This window comes from Salinicoccus sp. CNSTN-B1, assembly GCF_054792835.1.
Genome location: NZ_JBTWMN010000004.1, coordinates 2233489 through 2252879, shown reverse-complemented (window position 1 = coordinate 2252879; position 19391 = coordinate 2233489). Strand labels below are relative to the sequence as shown.

General features: G+C 43.9%; 12 protein-coding genes and 6 pseudogenes. 15 read left to right on the top strand and 3 right to left on the bottom strand.

Translation table 11 applies throughout. The annotated features are described in order from the left end of the window. The first annotated feature begins 2 nt into the window (after positions 1–2). From cdaA to ACYF68_RS13205, 12 genes and pseudogenes are all read left to right on the top strand, one after another. A pseudogene (cdaA, locus tag ACYF68_RS13260) lies at positions 3–824 on the top strand (diadenylate cyclase CdaA). Further along, the gene (locus tag ACYF68_RS13255; protein WP_461047405.1) at positions 811–1320 is read left to right on the top strand and encodes a CdaR family protein; all 510 of its coding nucleotides are present in this window, start codon (positions 811–813) and stop codon (positions 1318–1320) included. Before cdaA ends, ACYF68_RS13255 begins: the two are co-directional and overlap by 14 nt. Beyond that, entirely contained in the window at positions 1317–1748 is a 432-nt protein-coding gene (locus ACYF68_RS13250; protein ID WP_461047403.1) for a CdaR family protein, read from the top strand. Before ACYF68_RS13255 ends, ACYF68_RS13250 begins: the two co-directional genes overlap by 4 nt. Positions 1749–1773: 25 nt before the next feature. After that, positions 1774–3122, top strand: a pseudogene (glmM, locus tag ACYF68_RS13245) (phosphoglucosamine mutase). Positions 3123–3439: 317 nt separating this feature from the next. Next, positions 3440–5241, top strand: a pseudogene (glmS, locus tag ACYF68_RS13240) (glutamine--fructose-6-phosphate transaminase (isomerizing)). Between the two features lie 212 nt (positions 5242–5453). Continuing rightward, a complete protein-coding gene (locus ACYF68_RS13235) occupies positions 5454–6218 on the top strand; it encodes a SurA N-terminal domain-containing protein (RefSeq protein WP_461047401.1) in 765 nt (254 codons plus the stop codon). 302 nt (positions 6219–6520) lie between these two features. Further along, the gene (locus ACYF68_RS13230) at positions 6521–8653 is read left to right on the top strand and encodes an ATP-dependent Clp protease ATP-binding subunit (RefSeq protein WP_461047399.1); all 2133 of its coding nucleotides are present in this window, start codon (positions 6521–6523) and stop codon (positions 8651–8653) included. Between the two features lie 436 nt (positions 8654–9089). After that, positions 9090–10543: pseudogene (gene aldA, locus ACYF68_RS13225) on the top strand (aldehyde dehydrogenase). Positions 10544–10597: 54 nt separating this feature from the next. Then, positions 10598–11520: pseudogene (locus ACYF68_RS13220) on the top strand (cation diffusion facilitator family transporter). Positions 11521–11711: 191 nt separating this feature from the next. After that, the gene (gene desA, locus ACYF68_RS13215) at positions 11712–12731 is read left to right on the top strand and encodes a Delta(5) desaturase DesA (RefSeq protein ID WP_461047397.1); all 1020 of its coding nucleotides are present in this window, start codon (positions 11712–11714) and stop codon (positions 12729–12731) included. Positions 12732–12812: 81 nt separating this feature from the next. Further along, positions 12813–13865: a sensor histidine kinase gene (locus ACYF68_RS13210; protein WP_461047396.1), complete on the top strand. Its 1053-nt coding sequence runs from the start codon at positions 12813–12815 to the stop codon at positions 13863–13865. A gap of 73 nt (positions 13866–13938) precedes the next feature. Beyond that, entirely contained in the window at positions 13939–14538 is a 600-nt protein-coding gene (locus ACYF68_RS13205; protein ID WP_461047394.1) for a response regulator, read from the top strand. Positions 14539–14549: 11 nt separating this feature from the next. Here ACYF68_RS13205 and ACYF68_RS13200 read toward each other — a convergent pair whose 3' ends face one another. Continuing rightward, on the bottom strand, positions 14550–15032 hold the full coding sequence (locus tag ACYF68_RS13200) for a metal-dependent hydrolase (RefSeq protein ID WP_461047393.1): 483 nt from the start codon (positions 15030–15032) through the stop codon (positions 14550–14552). 286 nt (positions 15033–15318) lie between these two features. Between ACYF68_RS13200 and ACYF68_RS13195 the strand changes: the two genes are divergently transcribed. Then, the gene (locus ACYF68_RS13195) at positions 15319–15513 is read left to right on the top strand and encodes a YwbE family protein (protein ID WP_461047391.1); all 195 of its coding nucleotides are present in this window, start codon (positions 15319–15321) and stop codon (positions 15511–15513) included. Positions 15514–15549: 36 nt separating this feature from the next. Here ACYF68_RS13195 and ACYF68_RS13190 read toward each other — a convergent pair whose 3' ends face one another. Continuing rightward, positions 15550–17010, bottom strand: a complete 1461-nt coding sequence (locus ACYF68_RS13190) for an MDR family MFS transporter (RefSeq protein ID WP_461047389.1) — start codon at positions 17008–17010, stop codon at positions 15550–15552. A 117-nt stretch (positions 17011–17127) separates the two neighbouring features. Here ACYF68_RS13190 and ACYF68_RS13185 point away from each other — a divergent pair, with 117 nt between their 5' ends. Next, complete coding sequence (locus tag ACYF68_RS13185) at positions 17128–17289, top strand: hypothetical protein (protein ID WP_461047387.1); 162 nt, start codon at positions 17128–17130, stop codon at positions 17287–17289. Positions 17290–17375: 86 nt separating this feature from the next. Continuing rightward, complete coding sequence (locus tag ACYF68_RS13180; RefSeq protein WP_461047385.1) at positions 17376–18362, top strand: acrylyl-CoA reductase family protein; 987 nt, start codon at positions 17376–17378, stop codon at positions 18360–18362. 48 nt (positions 18363–18410) lie between these two features. Here the strand turns inward: ACYF68_RS13180 and trhO are convergent. Further along, positions 18411–19368: pseudogene (trhO, locus tag ACYF68_RS13175) on the bottom strand (oxygen-dependent tRNA uridine(34) hydroxylase TrhO). Positions 19369–19391: the final 23 nt, after the last annotated feature.

Genomic DNA, 19391 nt, shown 5'->3' with positions numbered 1-19391 from the left:
TTATGCAGATGGACAGTGTTTTAGGAAATTTCACAACAGCTACTATAATTACAAGTATTGTCGATCTGCTGATCGTATGGTATGTCATTTACCTTTTGATGACAGTCATGAAAGGTACAAAAGCAATTCAGCTGATCAAAGGTATATTCTTCATTCTAATCGGCCGGTCGATAAGTAACTATTTTGACCTTACCACGACCACTCAGATGTTCGATACAGTTTTAGAATGGGGTTTCCTGGCAATAATCGTGATCTTCCAGCCTGAATTAAGGCGTGCCCTGGAGCAGCTTGGACGGGCAGCCTATTCCGTACGAATGGCAATGGAAGTTCTACATCGGAACACGATAAACTTAGGGAAGCAATGGTGAAATCAGTGCGCTATATGGCTAAGCGGCGCATCGGGGCACTGATTGTTTTTGAAAGAGAGACCGGGTTGAAGGATTATATAGAAACAGGCATACCCATAAATGGAAACATAAGTTCAGAACTGCTGATCAATATATTCATACCAAACACCCCACTACATGACGGGGCGATGATCATCCAAGGGACCAATAGCTACGGCAGCGAGCTATCTACCATTATCCGACAGCAACAAAATAGCTAAAAATCTTGGAACGAGACACCGTGCTGCAGTAGGCATATCGGAAGTGACTGATGCCTTCACAGTAGTTGTGTCAGAAGAGACAGGAAACATATCTGTTTCATACGATAGCAGCCTGACTAAGGAAATTACACTCGAAGAGCTGGATGACCTGTTGAAGACACATTGGCATATACTTCCACCTGTGAAGGAAGGAGGCGGTTTATTTGCTAGAAAGTAAATGGGGACTCAGATTTGTCGCCTTGGCGTTGGCACTGTTCATGTTCTTGTCGGTCAATAATGTATTTGATGAATTATTGAATGCCGACAGCGATACAGCAGATATGGAAATAATTGAAGATGTACCAGTAGAAATACTCTATGAAGAAGAAGATTATTACGTGTCAGGTGCCCCTGAACAAGTCAATGTACAACTATTCGGTAATGCTTCGAACATCAAAAGGCTCCAGACTACGAGGGATCTCGCTGTCTATCTGGATTTGAGGAATCGCGATATCGGAGAATATGAAGAACATTTTACAATAGAAGGTCTGCCAGAAAATGTGACGGCAGAAATAGTCCCAGAAGCGGCGAATGTAGATATACAGGAGCTTGTAACGAAAACGTTTGAAGTACAGGCAGAAGTCAGTGACAGTCGCATAGGATCAGATCACGAACTTAAATCAATTACGGTGGAACCTGAAACAATCACTGTCGTGGGTGGAGAAGTCAGATGAATCGTATACAATATGTACGTGCCACCTTAAGTGACAATTCAAAAATTACTGAAGATCGCGTTGAAGAAGCTGAAGTCAGCGTATTCGATGCCCAATTCAATAAACTGGACGTCAAGTTAGATCCAGGGCGTGTCCGGGTTGAAATCAAGGTTGATGAACGAAGCAAAGAAGTACCGGTGAGCTTTGAGGTGAATGGCCAAGTCAAAAAAGGATATTCATTGAAAAGTGTAGACCTCAATTATGAAACGGTAGAAGTATTCGGTTCAGAAGATGTATTATCAGGAATCGATGAAATGAATGTAGATGTAGATATAGACGGATTAAGCCAATCCACTTCACAAGATGTGAAAATCGATCTGCCGGAAAATGTGGACCGCACAGAACCGGCGGTTCTTCAGGCAAAAATACAAGTTGAGGAAAACAGTTAAATCTTGGGTTAAAAAGGAGAAAGAAATGGGTAAATATTTTGGAACCGATGGAGTCAGAGGTGTTGCAAACACTGAACTCACTCCCGAATTGGCGTTTAAGCTTGGCAGATTTGGCGGCTATATATTGGCAGGGAATGAAAACACCAACCCTACCGTGCTGGTAGGACGCGACACACGCATTTCAGGGGAAATGCTCGAATCTGCTCTTGTGGCTGGACTTTTATCAATTGGGGCAGAAGTGATGCGACTTGGTGTTATCTCGACTCCAGGCGTCGCTTATCTGACCAAAGAGATGGATGCCGATGCAGGCATCATGATTTCAGCTTCTCATAACCCTGTAGGGGATAACGGTATCAAATTCTTCGGATCCGATGGGTTTAAACTGAGTGACGACCAGGAAGCTGAAATAGAGAAACTCCTGGATGCAGATAAGGATATATTACCAAGACCGATAGGTGCTGAACTTGGAAGCAAATCGGATTATTATGAAGGTGGGCAAAAATATATAAGTTATCTGAAGTCCACAGTGGATGTCGAACTCGAAGGGATTAAGATCGGCCTGGATGGTGCACATGGTTCGACGTATTCTTGGCACCTTATCTTTTTGGTGATTTGGAAGCAGATACAGTAACCATCGGCTGTAACCCTGATGGCAAGAATATAAATGCAGGCGTGGGGTCAACTCACCCTGAAAAACTTGCAGAGCTTGTTGTAGAAGAAGGATGCGATTTCGGTTTCGCTTTCGATGGCGACGGCGATAGGATAATAGCAGTGGACGAGAAAGGCAACATTGTAGATGGTGATAAGATCATGTTCATCCTAGCTCAGCATATGAAATCGGAAGGTATGCTGAAAGATGATATGGTTGTATCGACAGTCATGAGTAATCTAGGTTTCTACAAAGCATTGGAAGCCCATAAGCTCAGAAGTGACAAGACTAAAGTCGGGGATAGATATGTTGTTGAAGAGATGAGAGCAGGAGGATATAGCCTTGGCGGCGAACAATCCGGCCATATCATCATGATGGACTACAATACAACAGGCGACGGGCTTTTGACAGGTGCCCACCTCGCGGCGATCATCAAATCCTCCGGCAAGACGTTGGGACAACTGGCAAAACAAGTTGAGACGTACCCTCAGGAATTGGTGAATATCCGGGTTTCCGACAAATATAATGTCGTCAAAAATGAAAAAGTGTCTAAAAAGATTGAAGAAGTTGAGAAGGAAATGAATGGCAATGGCCGTGTCCTGGTCAGGGCTTCAGGTACAGAACCACTTGTACGGGTAATGACTGAAGCGGAAACAGAAGAGCTTTCAAGCAGTTATGCCAATGCTATAGCTGAAGTGGTTCAACAAGAAATGGGATTGGAATAAACCTTAGGCTTCCGGATGAATAATCCGGAAGCTTGTTTTTTCGAGAAGATGGTATTCACTAATCTATGTTTATATTGCGGTAGGAAAGCATTTCCATTAGAATGAAAGCATTGACAGTAAAGGAGAATAAAGAGAGTTTGAAAAATCGGAATAGCGCCTGGACAGGGTTTCCTGTTGACGAGGAGGACAGTTATCGAAAATCGGCGGATGCTGTCCCGGATACTAAAGTATTCGTGAAGCCAATTGATAAAACTGCCGGGTGACTGGTGGGACAGAACATTGGCATAGATCTACCAAATCGGAAAGGATGTTTTTTTATGTGTGGAATTGTTGGTTATATAGGAAGCAAAGATGTGAAAACCATATTGCTCAACGGCCTTGAAAAGATGGAGTATCGCGGTTATGACTCTGCAGGTATTGGTGTCAGAAATGAACAGGAAGTAAAGGTGTTCAAAGAAAAGGGCAGAATTAAGGATTTGACTGAAAAAGTTGATATGGATTTCGCCTCGACAGCAGGTATCGGTCATACAAGGTGGGCCACCCACGGGGTGCCGAATGTCAAAAACGCCCACCCGCACCAAAGCACTGATAAACGTTTTACATTGGTCCATAATGGCGTCATTGAAAATTATGAACAGATTAGAGAGACTTATATCCCCGATGTTGAATTGGCTTCAAGCACTGATTCTGAAATCATCGTTGAGATCATCGCCAAGTTCGCGGCGGAAGGAATGACTACCGAAGAAGCTTTCACAAAAACTTTGGACCTTCTTCATGGATCATATGCCATTGGTCTGCTGGATGAAGAGGAGCCGGAAGTCATCTATTCGGCTAAGAATAAATCACCACTTCTACTAGGTAAGGGTGAAGGTTTTAATGTCATCACATCTGATGCAATGGCAATGCTTAAGGAAACAAATGAATTTGTTGAATTGATGGACCGGGAGATTGTCCTTCTGAAAAAGATGAAATCATCATTAAAGATGCTTTGGGTAAAGAAATTCAAAGGGAATCCTTTATAGCTGAGATTGATGAGAGTGAAGTTGAAAAAGGGACTTACGATCATTTCATGCTCAAGGAAATCAATGACCAGCCGGCAGCCATGCGCAAAATTATACAGGAGTATCAGGATCAGGACGGAAACCTTAAAATCGATGGTGCAGTGATAGATCAACTCAAAAGTTCGGACCGTATATACATCATAGCCGCCGGAACAAGTTATCATGCCGGTCTGATCGGCAAAGAATACTTTGAGAAATGGGCGGGGGTGCCGACTGAAGTGCACGTCGCTTCGGAATTCGTCTATAATACACCGCTCCTATCAGAAAAACCGCTATTCATCTTCATTTCCCAATCAGGTGAGACGGCAGACAGCCGGGCAGTACTGGTTGATGTCAAAAAGCAGGGGCACAAATCCCTGACTGTGACCAATGTACCTGGATCCACCCTCGCCCGGGAAGCGGATGAAACACTTATATTGCATGCGGGCCCTGAAATCGCCGTTGCTTCAACAAAGGCCTATACAGCTCAGATTGCGGTACTCTCGATTCTGGCTCAAGTCACTGCAAGGGAGCTCGGCAAAGATATTGAAATCAATCTGATGCGTGAACTCGCTAAAGTTACAACAGCCATTACAGCTGTTATCGATGATGCGCCTGAAATTGAACAGATCGTCAACGAATATCTTGAAACAACAAGAAATGCTTTCTTTATCGGCCGCACTATGGATTATTATGTTGGTGTCGAAGGCGCTTTGAAATTGAAGGAAATATCCTATATTCAAGCAGAAGGCTTTGCCGGTGGTGAGCTTAAGCACGGCACCATCGCATTGATTGAAGAGAATACACCAGTATTTGCCTTAGCGACACAGGAACGGGTCAATTTGAATATCCGCGGCAACGCCCAGGAAGTTGAGGCGAGAGGGGCTAAAGTCTGCATGGTATCCATGGAAGGAATGGATCAGGAGGGGGACACCTATGTCATTCCACAAGTGCATGAGATGTTGACACCTCTCGTTTCGGTAGTGGTGTACCAGCTTATTGCCTATTATGCTGCACTACATCGCGGCAACGATGTGGATAAACCGCGAAATCTCGCAAAATCAGTGACAGTGGAATAGAAAGCAGAACATTTAATGATGCCCTTATGGATAAAAAACTTCTGTAAAGGGCATCATTTTATATTTTCGGTGAGTTAAAAAGTCATATGCACTTCATGCAATGTTCACATTTCAAAAAAATAAAGCGATGTGGCCCCCTTAAGAAATGGAAATAAGTCCATGGTGTGTTAAAATGACGGACAGTAAGTATTGGAAGGAGTTCTAAAATAATCATGAAGAAAATATTAATGGCTCTGACTCTAGGCGCATTGATTCTTGCCTTAGCAGCATGCGGAGGAGAAGAGTCAGCTGAAGATAAGAATAATGATGCGAAGAAACAAGAAGAAACAGCAAGTAAGGGACAAGAGGGAGAACAGCCAGAAATGCCTGAACCTGAGCTTGATGATGTACCGGACGTCGTGGCAGAAGTGAATGGTGAAGAAGTGAAGAAAGATGAGTTTGAAAAAACTTATACAGCACAGTTTCAACAGCTTGCCATTCAGCAGCAGATGGCTGGTGAAGAAGTAGACCAGGGTGAACTGAAGAAGCAGATAGCCGATGGAATGGTCGGCCAGAAGTTGCTTGTACAAGAAGCAGAAGAACGTGACTATAAGGCTTCCGATGAAGAAGTGGATGATATGCTTGATGGCCTCGTTGAGCAAAATGGCATGGAGTCCAAAGAAGATTTCTATGCTGCCGTAGAAGAACAGGGCATGTCTAAAGAGGAAATCACCTCCCAGATTAAAACTCAGGTGAAAGTAGATAAGCTGATTGCTGAAGAAACGGGCGAGATCAAGCCGACAGAGAAGGAATTGCAGTCACTTTATGATGATGCGAAAGAGCAGCGTGAACAAATGGAAGGTGCCGAGGAACTACCATCTTTTGAAGAACTTAAGCCTGAACTGGAATCCCAGATCAAGTCGCAGAAAGAAAGTGAAGCGGTACAGAAACTCGCCGAAAAACTTCGTGAGGATGGAGACATCACTATACACCTGTAAAATGCCAGTAAATGAAAAACGACATTTCAAACCCCTGTACCCGGGCTTCAATACCGGTGGCAGGGGTTTTAAGTTTAAAGTTCAATGACGGCAGCCACTTATAATTATATGTGGATTTTTAAGGTTAATCACTTGAAAGTCAAACAAGGTCAATGTATAATAATGATATAGTCAAAGTTAGTCAAACACATAAGACTTCAAATAAATTTTTGAAGCAGACTTTTTGAAATGACGATTGAGAAGCTTTATACTATCTATATAGTCAAAGTTAGTCAAGGTCAATTATATAGGAGGTATGACTCATGAAATGCCAAAACTGTGGAATAAATGATGCAAATGTTAATGTTGCAATGAAACTCAACAATAAAAAAGTACAGATGCACTTATGCAACCAATGTTTCCGGGATATCAGACAACAAATGATGAACTCTGATGGGTTCCAGTTTGGATTCCCTTTCAATGGTGAAGGACATAATGATGGATATTATGAAGGAAATGGATCTGGCCATACCGGCACCACCGTCAAGCAAGGTCAGGAAGGTAACGACAGCCTCTTAGAACAGCTTGGCAAAAACGTTTCAGAAGCTGCCAGGGCAGGGGAAATCGACCCTGTCATCGGTCGCGATCAAGAAGTGAAGCGTGTAATCGAAACATTAAACAGGCGGAACAAAAACAACCCGGTATTAATTGGTGAACCAGGGGTAGGTAAGACTGCCATCGCAGAAGGATTGGCACTGAAAATTACTGAAAGTGCTGTGCCCACAAAATTGATAGGCAAAGAAATATATATACTGGATGTAGCCTCGCTTGTAGCCAATACGGGTATTCGTGGACAATTTGAAGAACGCATGAAACAATTGATCGAAGAAATACAGCAAAGGGACGACATCATTGTATTTATAGATGAAATCCATCTACTGGTTGGAGCGGGTACAGCGGAGAGTTCACAGATGGATGCAGGAAACATATTGAAACCTGCACTTGCCCGTGGAGAAATGCAACTCATTGGGGCGACTACGTTAAAGGAATATCGTCAGATCGAAAAAGATGCGGCCCTGGAGCGTCGTTTGCAACCGATTATAGTGAAAGAACCAACGCTGGAAGAAGCGGAACAAATTCTTCAAGGGATTAAGGATCGCTATGAGAACTTCCATGAAGTACGTTATTCCGACGAAGCGATCCACGCTTTTGTATCTCTTTCTGACCGCTATATCCAAGACAGGTTCTTGCCGGATAAGGCGATTGATCTGATGGATGAGGTCGGTTCACGGTTGAACTTGGCAAATGCAGAAAACGATGCGCATGCCATACAACAGCATTTGGATGAAATCGAGAAAGAAAAAACCGAGGCGGCAGAACGAGAAGATTATGAAAAAGCAGCAAACTTGAAGTATGTCGAAATCCAGCTCGAGAAACAGCTCGAGAAAGCTAAGGATGAGGAGAAGACCATCGACGTAGACGTCTCTGATATCCAGTTGATAATTGAGGAGAAAACCGGCATCCCTGTAACGAAGTTGCAAGCAGATGAGCAAGAGAAGATGCGTGATCTGGAAGAGAGAATGACCAGCAAAGTCATCGGGCAGGAAGAAGCTGTTGCCAAAGTTGCGAAAGCAGTACGCCGTAGTAGGGCAGGTCTGAAATCGAAATACCGTCCGATAGGTTCCTTCCTCTTCGTCGGACCGACTGGGGTCGGCAAGACAGAACTGACTAAGGCATTGGCGGAAGAACTGTTCGGTTCCCGAGAGTCCATGATACGCCTTGATATGAGTGAGTACATGGAGAAACATGCAGTGTCTAAGATCATTGGTTCTCCCCCAGGTTATGTTGGCCACGAGGAAGCTGGACAACTGACTGAAAAAGTGCGGCACAACCCGTACAGCATCATCCTCCTGGACGAGATAGAAAAAGCGCACCCTGATGTACAGAACACTTTCCTTCAGATTATGGAAGATGGCCATTTGACAGATTCGCATGGTCGTATGGTCAGTTTCAAGGATACAGTCATCATCATGACAAGTAACGCAGGTACAGGAGTCAATACAGCGAGTGTAGGATTCAACGCAGAGGCACATGAGTCTGTATCGACACTGGAGAATCTGAGCGACTACTTTAAACCTGAGTTCCTGAACCGTTTCGATTCAATCATCAACTTCAATGAACTCTCTGAAGATGACCTATTCCTGATAGTCGATCTCATGTTGGCAGAACTTCGGGAAACTGTCGAAGACAACGACATCGAAATCACGATTACGGATGAGGCGAAATATGAATTGGCACGGCTCGGATATGACAAACGATTTGGAGCAAGACCATTAAGAAGAGTCATCCAGGATAAGGTTGAAGACCAACTTACAGATCTTATACTGGAAGAGGAATCAGTGGGCAATGTTGAAGTAAGGATGGAAGAAGGAGAAGTAAAAGTCGCAGTGGTCTAAAAATTGAGACAGACGCATGTGATATGTGAACTTCTTGAAATGAAAGCATGAAAAAGACTTCCGGGGAATCCCGGGAGTCTTTTTCATATATGGGACTTTTATCAATCGAATCAGGACATGCGGCGCTTAGACACAGCCCGGTCTCGCTGTTAGAATGGTTTTAGAAGTTTGTCTGCAGCCATTGAACTGGAGAAGAATGGGGAGGACAGATGGAGTCCAGATGAGGAGGTAATTTCATGAAAGCAATCAAACTATTGATGGCCGCCGGTATGACACTCATGCTGTTGACCGCATGTGGTACAGGAGATGATGAAGAAGAATTCAATAAACAGCAGACCATCAATGACTATTGACGATAGACCTCTCAACCATTAGAAAAGTTTAAGGTTTCCCGGTTAAGGGAAGACGGTTATAAACATTTCTAGGAGGCGTCGTCGTGCAGGAACATAAATTGTACATTAACGGACAATACGTCGAATCATCCGGTAATGAATGGCTCGACATCATCAACCCGGCAACAGAAGAAAAAATTTCCAAAACACCAAAAGGTACTGAAAAAGATGTAGACAAAGCTGTAGAAGCGGCATTTAATGCCCAAAAACAGTGGGAAATGACCCAAACATCGAACGCGGTAAAATTGTACGCAGGTTAGGCGATGAAATCGAAAAAAATAGGGACAGATTTATCGATATTCTTCAAGAAGAGCAAGGTAAAGATTATGAGTTGGCAAGCGGTGAAGTAGATCTTGCCATCGACTATTTCCGATATATGTCTGAATGGGCGAGAAGGATTGAAGGGGAAATCGTTCCAAGCGACCGTCCTAATGAGAACATCTTCATCTATAAAAAGCCGATAGGCGTCGTAGCGGGTATCATACCATGGAACTTCCCGATTTTCATTCTGGCAAGAAAAGTCGCTACTGCTCTTGTAACCGGTTGTACAATCGTAGTGAAACCAAGCCAACATACGCCTAATACAACAATGGAATTTACAAAGCTTATACATGAAATGAAAGATATACCAGAGGGTGTATACAACGTTGTGACAGGTGTCGGCTCTGAAATAGGTAATGCATTGGCTACTCACGAGAAGGTCCATATGGTGACTATGACAGGAAGTATTCCAGGCGGCGCAAAGGTAATGGAAGCTGCTGCGCAGAATATCACAAAAGTCAATTTGGAGTTAGGTGGAAAGGCACCAGCAATCGTTACGAAAAATGCAGATTTAGACCTTGCAGCACAAAATATAGCGGCATCACGGCTTGCGAACAATGGCCAGGCATGTACAAACGCAGAGAGGACTTATGTCCATGAAAGTGTAGCTGATGAATTGATTGAAAAACTAAGAGTAATATTCGAATCCAAGAAAATGGGTGATCCACGCACGGACAAGGAGATCTCAGTCGGACCACTGGTCAACCAGGAGCGGCTCGAAACTGTAGATGAAATGGTGCAGGAAGCCATTAAAGGTGGTGCTGAAGTGGTCACAGGAGGGAAACCTGCAGAGATGGATGAAGGGTTCTTCTATGAACCGACCATATTGACTAACGTCACCCACCAATCGAATATAATGAGCGATGAGATATTCGGTCCAGTGATCCCGATCTCTACGTTCAAGACATTGGATGAAGCGATTGAAAAAGCCAATGACACAGTGTATGGACTTTCATCTTCTGTATATACTGAGGACCTGAATGAAGCTATGCGCGTAGTCAATGAAATGAAATTTGGCGAAACTTTTGTCAACCGTGAAAACTTTGAAGCGGTACAGGGTTATCACGCGGGAATGCGCCAGTCGGGTCTTGGAGGTGCAGACGGCAAGCATGGAATGGAAGATTTCCTTGTGACTCAAGCAGTCTATATGCAATACAAAACGGATGATAACCAGTAAGTGAAGGGGCCATGGATGTAATATCCATGGGCTCTTTTTAAAGGAGGCGCGCTGATGGCGCATGATCATACCCATAACGCCAATAAGAAAGTACTCCAGATCAGCTTCTTCATCATTGCAGGGTTTATGATTGTAGAAGCAATCGGGGGCTTTTTGACAAATAGTCTTGCGTTGCTATCTGACGCAGGTCATATGCTGAGTGATGCCATTTCCTTAGGCGTAGCAGTGCTGGCGTTCAGATTTGGCAGTAAATTGGCAGATTACAGTAAAACCTATGGCTACAAGCGTTTTGAAATACTTGCAGCCATTTTCAACGGTGTAACGCTCATACTTGTCTCTTTATATATATTCTATGAAGCTTATCAGCGTTTTACAGATCCGCCTGAAGTAGCTTCAACGGGTATGCTTATAGTCGCTATCATAGGCTTGTTGGTCAACTTGATCGTAGCCTGGTTAATGATGCGGAGCGGTGACACTGAAGGGAACCTTAATATCAGAGCCGCATTCCTACATGTGATGGGAGATCTCCTCGGTTCGATTGGAGCAATCATAGCTGCACTCCTGATCATGTTCTTCGGATGGGGATTGCAGACCCCCTGGCAAGTGTGATTGTTGCAGTGCTGATTCTCTTCAGTGGCTGGAAAGTTACGAAATCATCGGTGCATGTACTGATGGAGGGTACACCGGTTGATGTAGACGTTGAGAACATCATTAAAGTCTTCAAAGAAGATGAACGGGTCATGGATATTCACGATCTCCATGTGTGGAGCATCACAAGCGACCAGCATGCTTTATCCTGTCATGTGACAGTAGATGGGAAGAAAACTATAGCGGAGAGCCAGTTGCTGCTCGATGACTTGGAAAAAAGGCTGATGGATGAAGGTATAGGGCATGTTACGATACAAGTTGAAAGTACGGACAACCCGCATGATGAAAATATATTGTGCGGAGCACTAGAGGAAGAAAATCATGAATAGACCTAGAGGGGATGGAGCATAGCACAAGCTGTTATGCTCCATCTTTATACTCTCTTGTAAAACTTCTCAATGAAGAAAGTCATAAAACAGTGACAAATGTCATAGATTTCTGCTGACACCTGATTCTATTTATATGGTTGTTCCCGTTATAAAATGAATTTAATTAGAATAATGGGAAGGAAGGTATACGTATGACTAAAGAAAAACAGGCTCAACTCAGAAAAGCGGTCATGCCTTATGCAAAATCACAGACGAAGACCAGCATAATTCAAATCCTCAATACAATCGTGCCATTTTTTGTATTGTGGTTCCTAGCCTATCAATCATTAAGCATTTCTTTCTGGCTCAGCCTTCTATTCAGCTTGGGTACAGCTGGATTCATGATCAGAACATTTATCATATTTCATGATTGTGCACACCAATCTTTCTTTAAAAGCAAGAAATGGAACAGTATATTAGGTACGTTCACCGGCGTGATCACACATTTTGCTTATGAAAAATGGAAACGTGAACACTCCATTCACCATGCAACCAGTGGGAATCTTGATAAGCGTGGCATTGGTGATATCTGGGTCATGACCGTTGAAGAATATGAGGAAGCAAGCAAAAGTGAGCGGCTCAAGTATCGCCTCTATCGCAATCCGCTTGTCATGTTCGGGCTTGGCCCCTTGTCGCTGTTCCTCTACGCCAACCGCTTCAACCGTAAGGGAGCAAAGAAGAAAGAGCGTATGAATACGTATCTCATCAATGTTTCCCTCTTGGCCATTTACGCATTGATCGGTTTCACTTTAGGATGGCACGTCCTTCTGCTTGTTCAACTTCCAATCATCTATTTTGCAGGTGCACTGGGCATTTGGCTCTTCTATGTCCAACACCAATTTGAAGATTCATATTTTGAGAACGAATCCGAATGGGATTATGTTAAAGCAGCAGTTGATGGCAGCTCATATTATAAACTGCCGCGTTGGTTGGAGTGGATGACAGGCAGCATCGGCTATCACCACGTCCATCACCTTGCTCCGAGGGTGCCGAACTATCATCTCGAGCAAGCACACGAAAGTACACCACCCCTGCATCAGGCGACAACCATCACACTGAAATCCAGCCTTGAATCGATCCGGTTCCGCCTATATGATGAAAGAAATAAGACATTCGTCGGTTTCAGTGAAATCGACGAAAGGTTAAAACAGAAGCGCGCGAGCCTCCAGTAGAAACTAATCCCCCTTCACGGGGGATTTTTTAATATAATGTCAATAAAACTGTTACACTTGAATAAAATGAGGAGGCTCAGCATGCGTGACTGGTATCATATATTTCCAAAAAATACGGGGCTCAGTCTATATATATGGATTATTTTGTGCATACTCCCATTCTATTTCATATTCCGTTCGAACTCATTGGTGGAAATAGTATTCGGCAGTGTCATGACACTGCTTTTCTTCACGATATATTGGCTGACCTTCAACACCAGGGGTCCACTTGTATATATCGGGTTAAGTATAGAACTCCTCATCAATATAATCATGACAATTCTTTATGGATATGTATATTTCGCACTTTTCATCGCTTTTTTTGTAGGGAATATAAAAAGTAAAGCAGGATTCGTCTCCATGTATGTCATTCATCTCGTAACGACAGCAGGAGCCATAGTAACAGGTTTTTTCTATAACTATAGCCTTCTTTTCAGTCATCTGCCATTCTTGATTATGACATTGCTCGCAGTCACACTCATCCCGATCAATCAATATAATAGGCTCAAACAAGAAGAGTTGGAGTCTCAGCTGGAAGATGCAAACCTCAAGATAGCTGAACTCGCAATCGTTGAAGAACGCCATAGAATTGCCCGGGACCTCCATGATACGCTTGGACAGAAATTGTCCATGATCGGGTTGAAGAGTGAACTGGCCCAAAAATTGATGGCAAGGGACCAGGAAGCGGCCAAGGAGGAGTTGGCAGATATTCAGGTTGCATCCAGGCAAGCATTGAAGGAAGTACGTGAGATGATCAGCAACATGAAGAATGTTGCACTGTCGGAAGAGATCACCCACGTCAAGGAACTCATGGATGCAGCGCAGATCAGTTACGACATCAATATTGATGGAGAACTTGATCACATTCCCTTACTAGTGGAAAATGTGCTGAGCATGTGCCTGAAAGAAGCGGTCACAAACGTCGTCAAGCATAGCCGCGCACACTTTTGTGCAATAGAGATCATTGAGACCAATAAAGATATCTTCCTCAAAGTTATGGACAATGGAGAGAGTAAAGAAGAAACTTTCGAAGCAGGACACGGGATCAGTGGTATGCGGGAACGTTTGGGATTTGTAAATGGTGACCTCAGATAATCAATAATATGGATGGGTTTGAAATCAATATTACAGTACCGAAGATATTGAAACAGATTGAGGAGGGAGAATCGTGATCCGGATTGTAATTGCTGAAGATCAAAATCTATTGAGGGGCGCGCTTAGCGCATTACTGGATTTAGAGGAAGATGTAGAAGTAGTCGGGCAAGCAGAAAACGGCAAGGAAATATTGGACCTGGTTGAAAGGGAAAGGCCGGAAATCTGTCTGATGGATATTGAAATGCCTGTCATGACAGGACTCGATGCTGCAGAACAGCTTCAGGAAGCAGATTGTAAAGTCATTATACTTACTACGTTTGCCCGGCCAGGCTACTTTGAAAGGGCGAAGAAGGCGGGGGTTAGCGGCTACTTGTTGAAAGATAGCTCCAGTGAGACTCTGGCACACTCAATCAGACAGATTATGAAAGGGAAGAAGGTCTACTCCCCTGAACTTATTGATATAGCTTTTGAAGCTTCCAACCCATTGACTGATAGAGAAAAGGAGATTATCCAACGCCTCAGAGAAGGGAAAAGCACCAAAGTGATCGCTAAGGAATTATATCTCTCGAATGGGACGGTCAGAAACTATATATCAATCATATTGGATAAGATGGGTACAAAAAATCGTATTGAAGCAATATCGAAAGCACATGATAAGGGATGGCTCAAGTAGAATGAAGCAACCTATAGATAAAACCATGCTATATATTTAAATATGTAGTACCAGCATACGAGGGTGAGTATACTGAGGAAAAACTTCTCAATCCGCCCACCTGTCTTTACAGTGATGGGAAAGCGTATTACGATCGGCAACGGAAAGAATAAACGAATGCCATTATGGGTAGCCATATCAAGCAGATAATGGCTGATCATCCCAGCAAGAAGGCCGTACTTTATAAGATCACCTGAGAAAATCTGGTCGGTGATGAGTGATATCAGAACAAGGAATAGCAGACTATGTGTGACGGTACGATGTCCGAACAGCAGGTTGATGAGTTTTGATAGGAAAGGGAACTGACGGCCAATCTTGCTCCCGCTATGGCATATGTCCGGCAATAATGCGCCCACTATACCTGCGGTGGTTATGATGAAAGGGTTCTCGCCGATGCCATAAGATACTGCAAGACTTGCTGCGATGCCCCCGACTAAGTGTGTTTTTCCAGTCATTGCTGTTGCCTCCTAAAATGCAGTCAGATGAATATTATAATACAATCTGGGATTATTTTCCCGACAATCGCAGAAAAATTTAGCGTAATCTCTACGTACTAACGCAAAGTAAGCTTATTTCATAGATTTGAAGGGAATATGGTGATGAATTGTGTAATAATCACTGAGCTCATCAAGAACGCATATGGGGATATGAGGATGCAGAAGCCGTAATCACTGACCAGCCCCTGGAAAAATATGAGTATAATAGAGAACAGACAAAACAATAGAAAAGGAGCATTATAATATGGATGGAACAAATAGAGCAGATATCAATGTAGGCAGCACAGTTAAGGTGGTGCAGAAACATCATCAGAAGTCTGGACAATTGACTGAAGGAAAAGTAGCGAGGATTTTGACCAATTCTCCAAACCACCACCATGGTATAAAAGTAAAGCTTGAGGATGGAACTGTAGGTAGGGTCAAAGAAATTGAATCGTAAAAATAAGCGCCTTTAAAGGCGCTTATTTTTATAGAGTCATATATGATCAAAATCATCTGGAGATCCCCGGTAGACGCGGAGTGCAAGGAATACCGCGACAAGTGAGAAGAGGAAGGCGATGAAATAGACGAGTTCTACTCCGGCAACCATCGCCTGGTCAATAGTCACAGGGTCATCAGGTCGTTCTGAAGCATTGAGGTAGGCAGCTTGCCTGGCATTCAATATACTGATGAATACAGATACTCCAATGGCGCCAGCCAATGGCTGCAATGTTGAGATGACAGCTGTACCGTGAGGGTATAAATCCTTAGGCAATTGGTTTAAACCATTTGTTTCGACTGGCATCATGATTGCAGAGACCGACACCATCAACAGAATGAAACTGACGATGATGGTCCAGATTGAACTGTCCGCATCCAGTCGGCTCATCGTGAACATGGTCACAGCGAGTATGATGGATGCAGGTATCATCAACGGCCGGGGACCGAACTTATCGAACAGACTACCCATGAATGGGGATAGGGCACCATTCAGAAGACTGCCTGGTAGCAGTAACACTCCCGCAGTCGCTGCACTTAGCGCGAGCGGGCCCTGCATATAGACCGGGAGTATGATTTCTGACGCAAACATCGTCATGATGATGATCAGGAACATGAAAGCGGCTTGACGGAACATGGGATATCTGAAGACCCTCAAATCCATTATCGGATCATCCAATTTGAACTGGCGCCATGCGAAGAGGGCGATTCCAAGAAAACCGATCAATATGGTCCCGACCACTTCAGGGTTTAAAAATCCGGCTTCGCTCTGTCCAGCGGAACTGAAGCCATAGATCGTCGCTCCGAAACCGACTGTAGAGAAAAGGATGGAAAGTAAATCAATTTTAGGCTTTGTGACTTCTGAAACATTAATCAAGAAGAAATAAGCAAATGCTATTGAGAATAAAGTGAAAGGTATAACCGAGATGAACAAGAATCGCCAACCAAGGTATTCTACAATGATGCCTGATAGCGTCGGGCCGATTGCTGGTGCAAACATGATGACGAGACCGATGATTCCCATGATTTTCCCTCTGCGATGGGGCGGATAGATGAGCAGGAATACATTGAAGAGTATGGGGATCAACATTCCAGTTCCTATGGCCTGAATAAACCGTCCGAGTAGAAGGATGCTGAATACAGGTGCAGAAGCGGCTATCAGCGTTCCTACGGTGAATATGATCATGGTCCCCAAGAACAGCTGACGGGTGGAGAACCACTGTATCACCAGTGCAGAGATTGGGATCACTACACCCATGACGAGCATGAAGCCTGTAGCCATCCATTGGACAGTGGGTAGCGTGATGTTGAATTCTTCCATAAGGGTCGTAAACGCGATGTTGAGCAGCGTTTCATTTAGTATGGCAAAAAAAGCGCCTATGATGAGCGACAGCATTATCGGAAGCGTTTTAACATCAGGATTTTCGGAAAGATATTCATAATTAGTGTCGTTCGTCATGGTCAGCCTCCTGATTATGTATTGGGACAAATTGCTTTAGTCTATGGGTACATTCCAATATAATATTATGTATATATGATATGTACAAGCAGATAGACTTATGTGGAGGAGGTAAGTATGCGCTGCGGAACGAAATGTTTTATCGTCACTATAGAGATGGGAAAGCAGACATTTGTCGAAGAAATCGGGGCAAGGAGTCAGGCAGAAGCAAGAAAAATGACAAGACATCACCATGGCAATGAAGCTAAAGTGAAAAGGATCATAAAAAAGACGGACTGATGAAATAAAAATACATGACATCGCAGAAAACGGGTATAGATGTGTTGAAATCTAAAAAACACACCGTCCAATAAGGAGGATTACATATGGAAAGATTCAAGGCACTTGTTGCAGATAAACAAAACGATAAAATGGAAATGAACATAAAAGAATTAGGCATGGAAGATTTATCAGAAGGAGAAGTAGTCATCCGGGTAGCCTATTCAAGCGTCAATTATAAAGATGGCATGGTGGGTGTGACTGGTGCTATAGCTGAAACCTTCCCAATCATACCCGGTATAGATCTCGCAGGCACCGTTATCTCTTCAGAGGATGATCGGTTCAAAGAAGGGGACGAAGTGATTGCGACAAGCTATTACATCGGCACACGCCACAGTGGTGGATTCAGTGAAGTTGCACGCATACCCGCTGACTGGGTGGTACCGCTTCCTGAAGGGTTGACTAAAAAAGAAGCAATGGAGATCGGGACTGCCGGGTTTACTGCAGCATTATCCATCCAGAGGCTTGAAGATAACGGGCTTGAACCAGGAGATGGTGAAGTGCTGGTGGATGGTGCCAGTGGGGGCGTCGGTAGTATTGCCATCAATATGCTTGCAGGCAAAGGATACGATGTAGTTGCAAGTACAGGGCGTACAGAAGAAGCGGAATATTTGAAGTCGCTCGGAGCCCGGAAGGTCATCCACAGGGATGAGGTGACTGACACAGACGGAAAATCTACACGCAAAAGAAGATGGAGGGCGGCAATCGATCCAGTGGGTGGCAAAACGCTCCAGTATATATTAAGCAGTTTGGACTATGGTGGTTCTGTTGCGACATGTGGACTTGCTGGAGGTATCGAGGTCGAGACTACAGTGCTCCCATTTATTTCCCGGGGAATAAACTGGTTGGGGATTGATTCGGTGAAGTACCCGATGGAAAAACGTTTGGAAGTGTGGGAAAGGTTGGCCAGTGACATGAAACCAGCCGCTCTTGGCACACATATCGCACATGAGGTGACGCTTGAAGAATTGCCTGATACGTTGCGAGATATTTTAAATGGAAAAGTGAGAGGGCGCGTCATAGTAAGGTTATAAAAGAGTGCCCTTCATCCTGGTATAGGATGAAGGGCACTTTTCATTTATCTATTTGGCATAGGCCTCTTCTTCAAGTTTTTTGATTTGTGCTTCAACATACTCAGGTGAAAGGTCATTTTCTATAACATATCTATTCCTTGAGCGCTTGCTGCATTCCAGTGAACAACCACCAAGATGTTTTGCCTCGTTTTCTTCCGAAGCAAGAATCTGATCGTTGCAATCCGGATTGGCACAGTTGATATAGCGCTCACAAGGCGTACCGTCGAAATGGTCGCGCCCCACGATATTATGCTCCACCTGGTTGACTGGTACTGTCAACCTTTCATCGAAGACATACATCATGCCATCCCAGTTTTGACCTTTTGCGACAGGATCTTTTCCGTAGGTAGCGATGCCGCCATGGAGTTGACCGACATCTTCAAAACCTTCGCGTTTCAACCATCCAGAAAATTTCTCGCAGCGTATGCCCCCTGTGCAGTATGTCAATATGCGTTTGCCTTCAAGCATATCACGGTTTTCTCTTACCCAGTCAGGTAAGTCGCGGAATGTTTCAACATCCGGACGGATGGCGCCACGGAAATGGCCGACATCATATTCGTAGGTATTTCTGGCATCGAGCACAATTGTATCCTCGTCCTGCATCTGCTCAAGAAACTCTGCAGGCGCCACATACTCGCCAGTCATCTCACGTGGATCGATATCATCTTCCAGGACTCAAGTTTACGAGCTCAGGTCTTGGACGCACATGTATCTTCTTGAAGGCGTGACCTTCTTCCTCATCAATTTTGAAGGTGATTCCTTCAAAGAGTGGATGCTCCTTCATATATGCCATATACTTTTCAGTATCTTCTACTGTGCCGGACACAGTACCATTGATACCTTCTTTGGCTACAAGTATGCGTCCTTTAAGATTCATGCTTCTACATAGTTCAAGATGTTCTGAAGCGAATGCTTCCGGGTCCTCGATATCAACATAATAGTAGTACAGTAATACTTGATATTTCATTGTCTTTTCCACCTATCAATTAT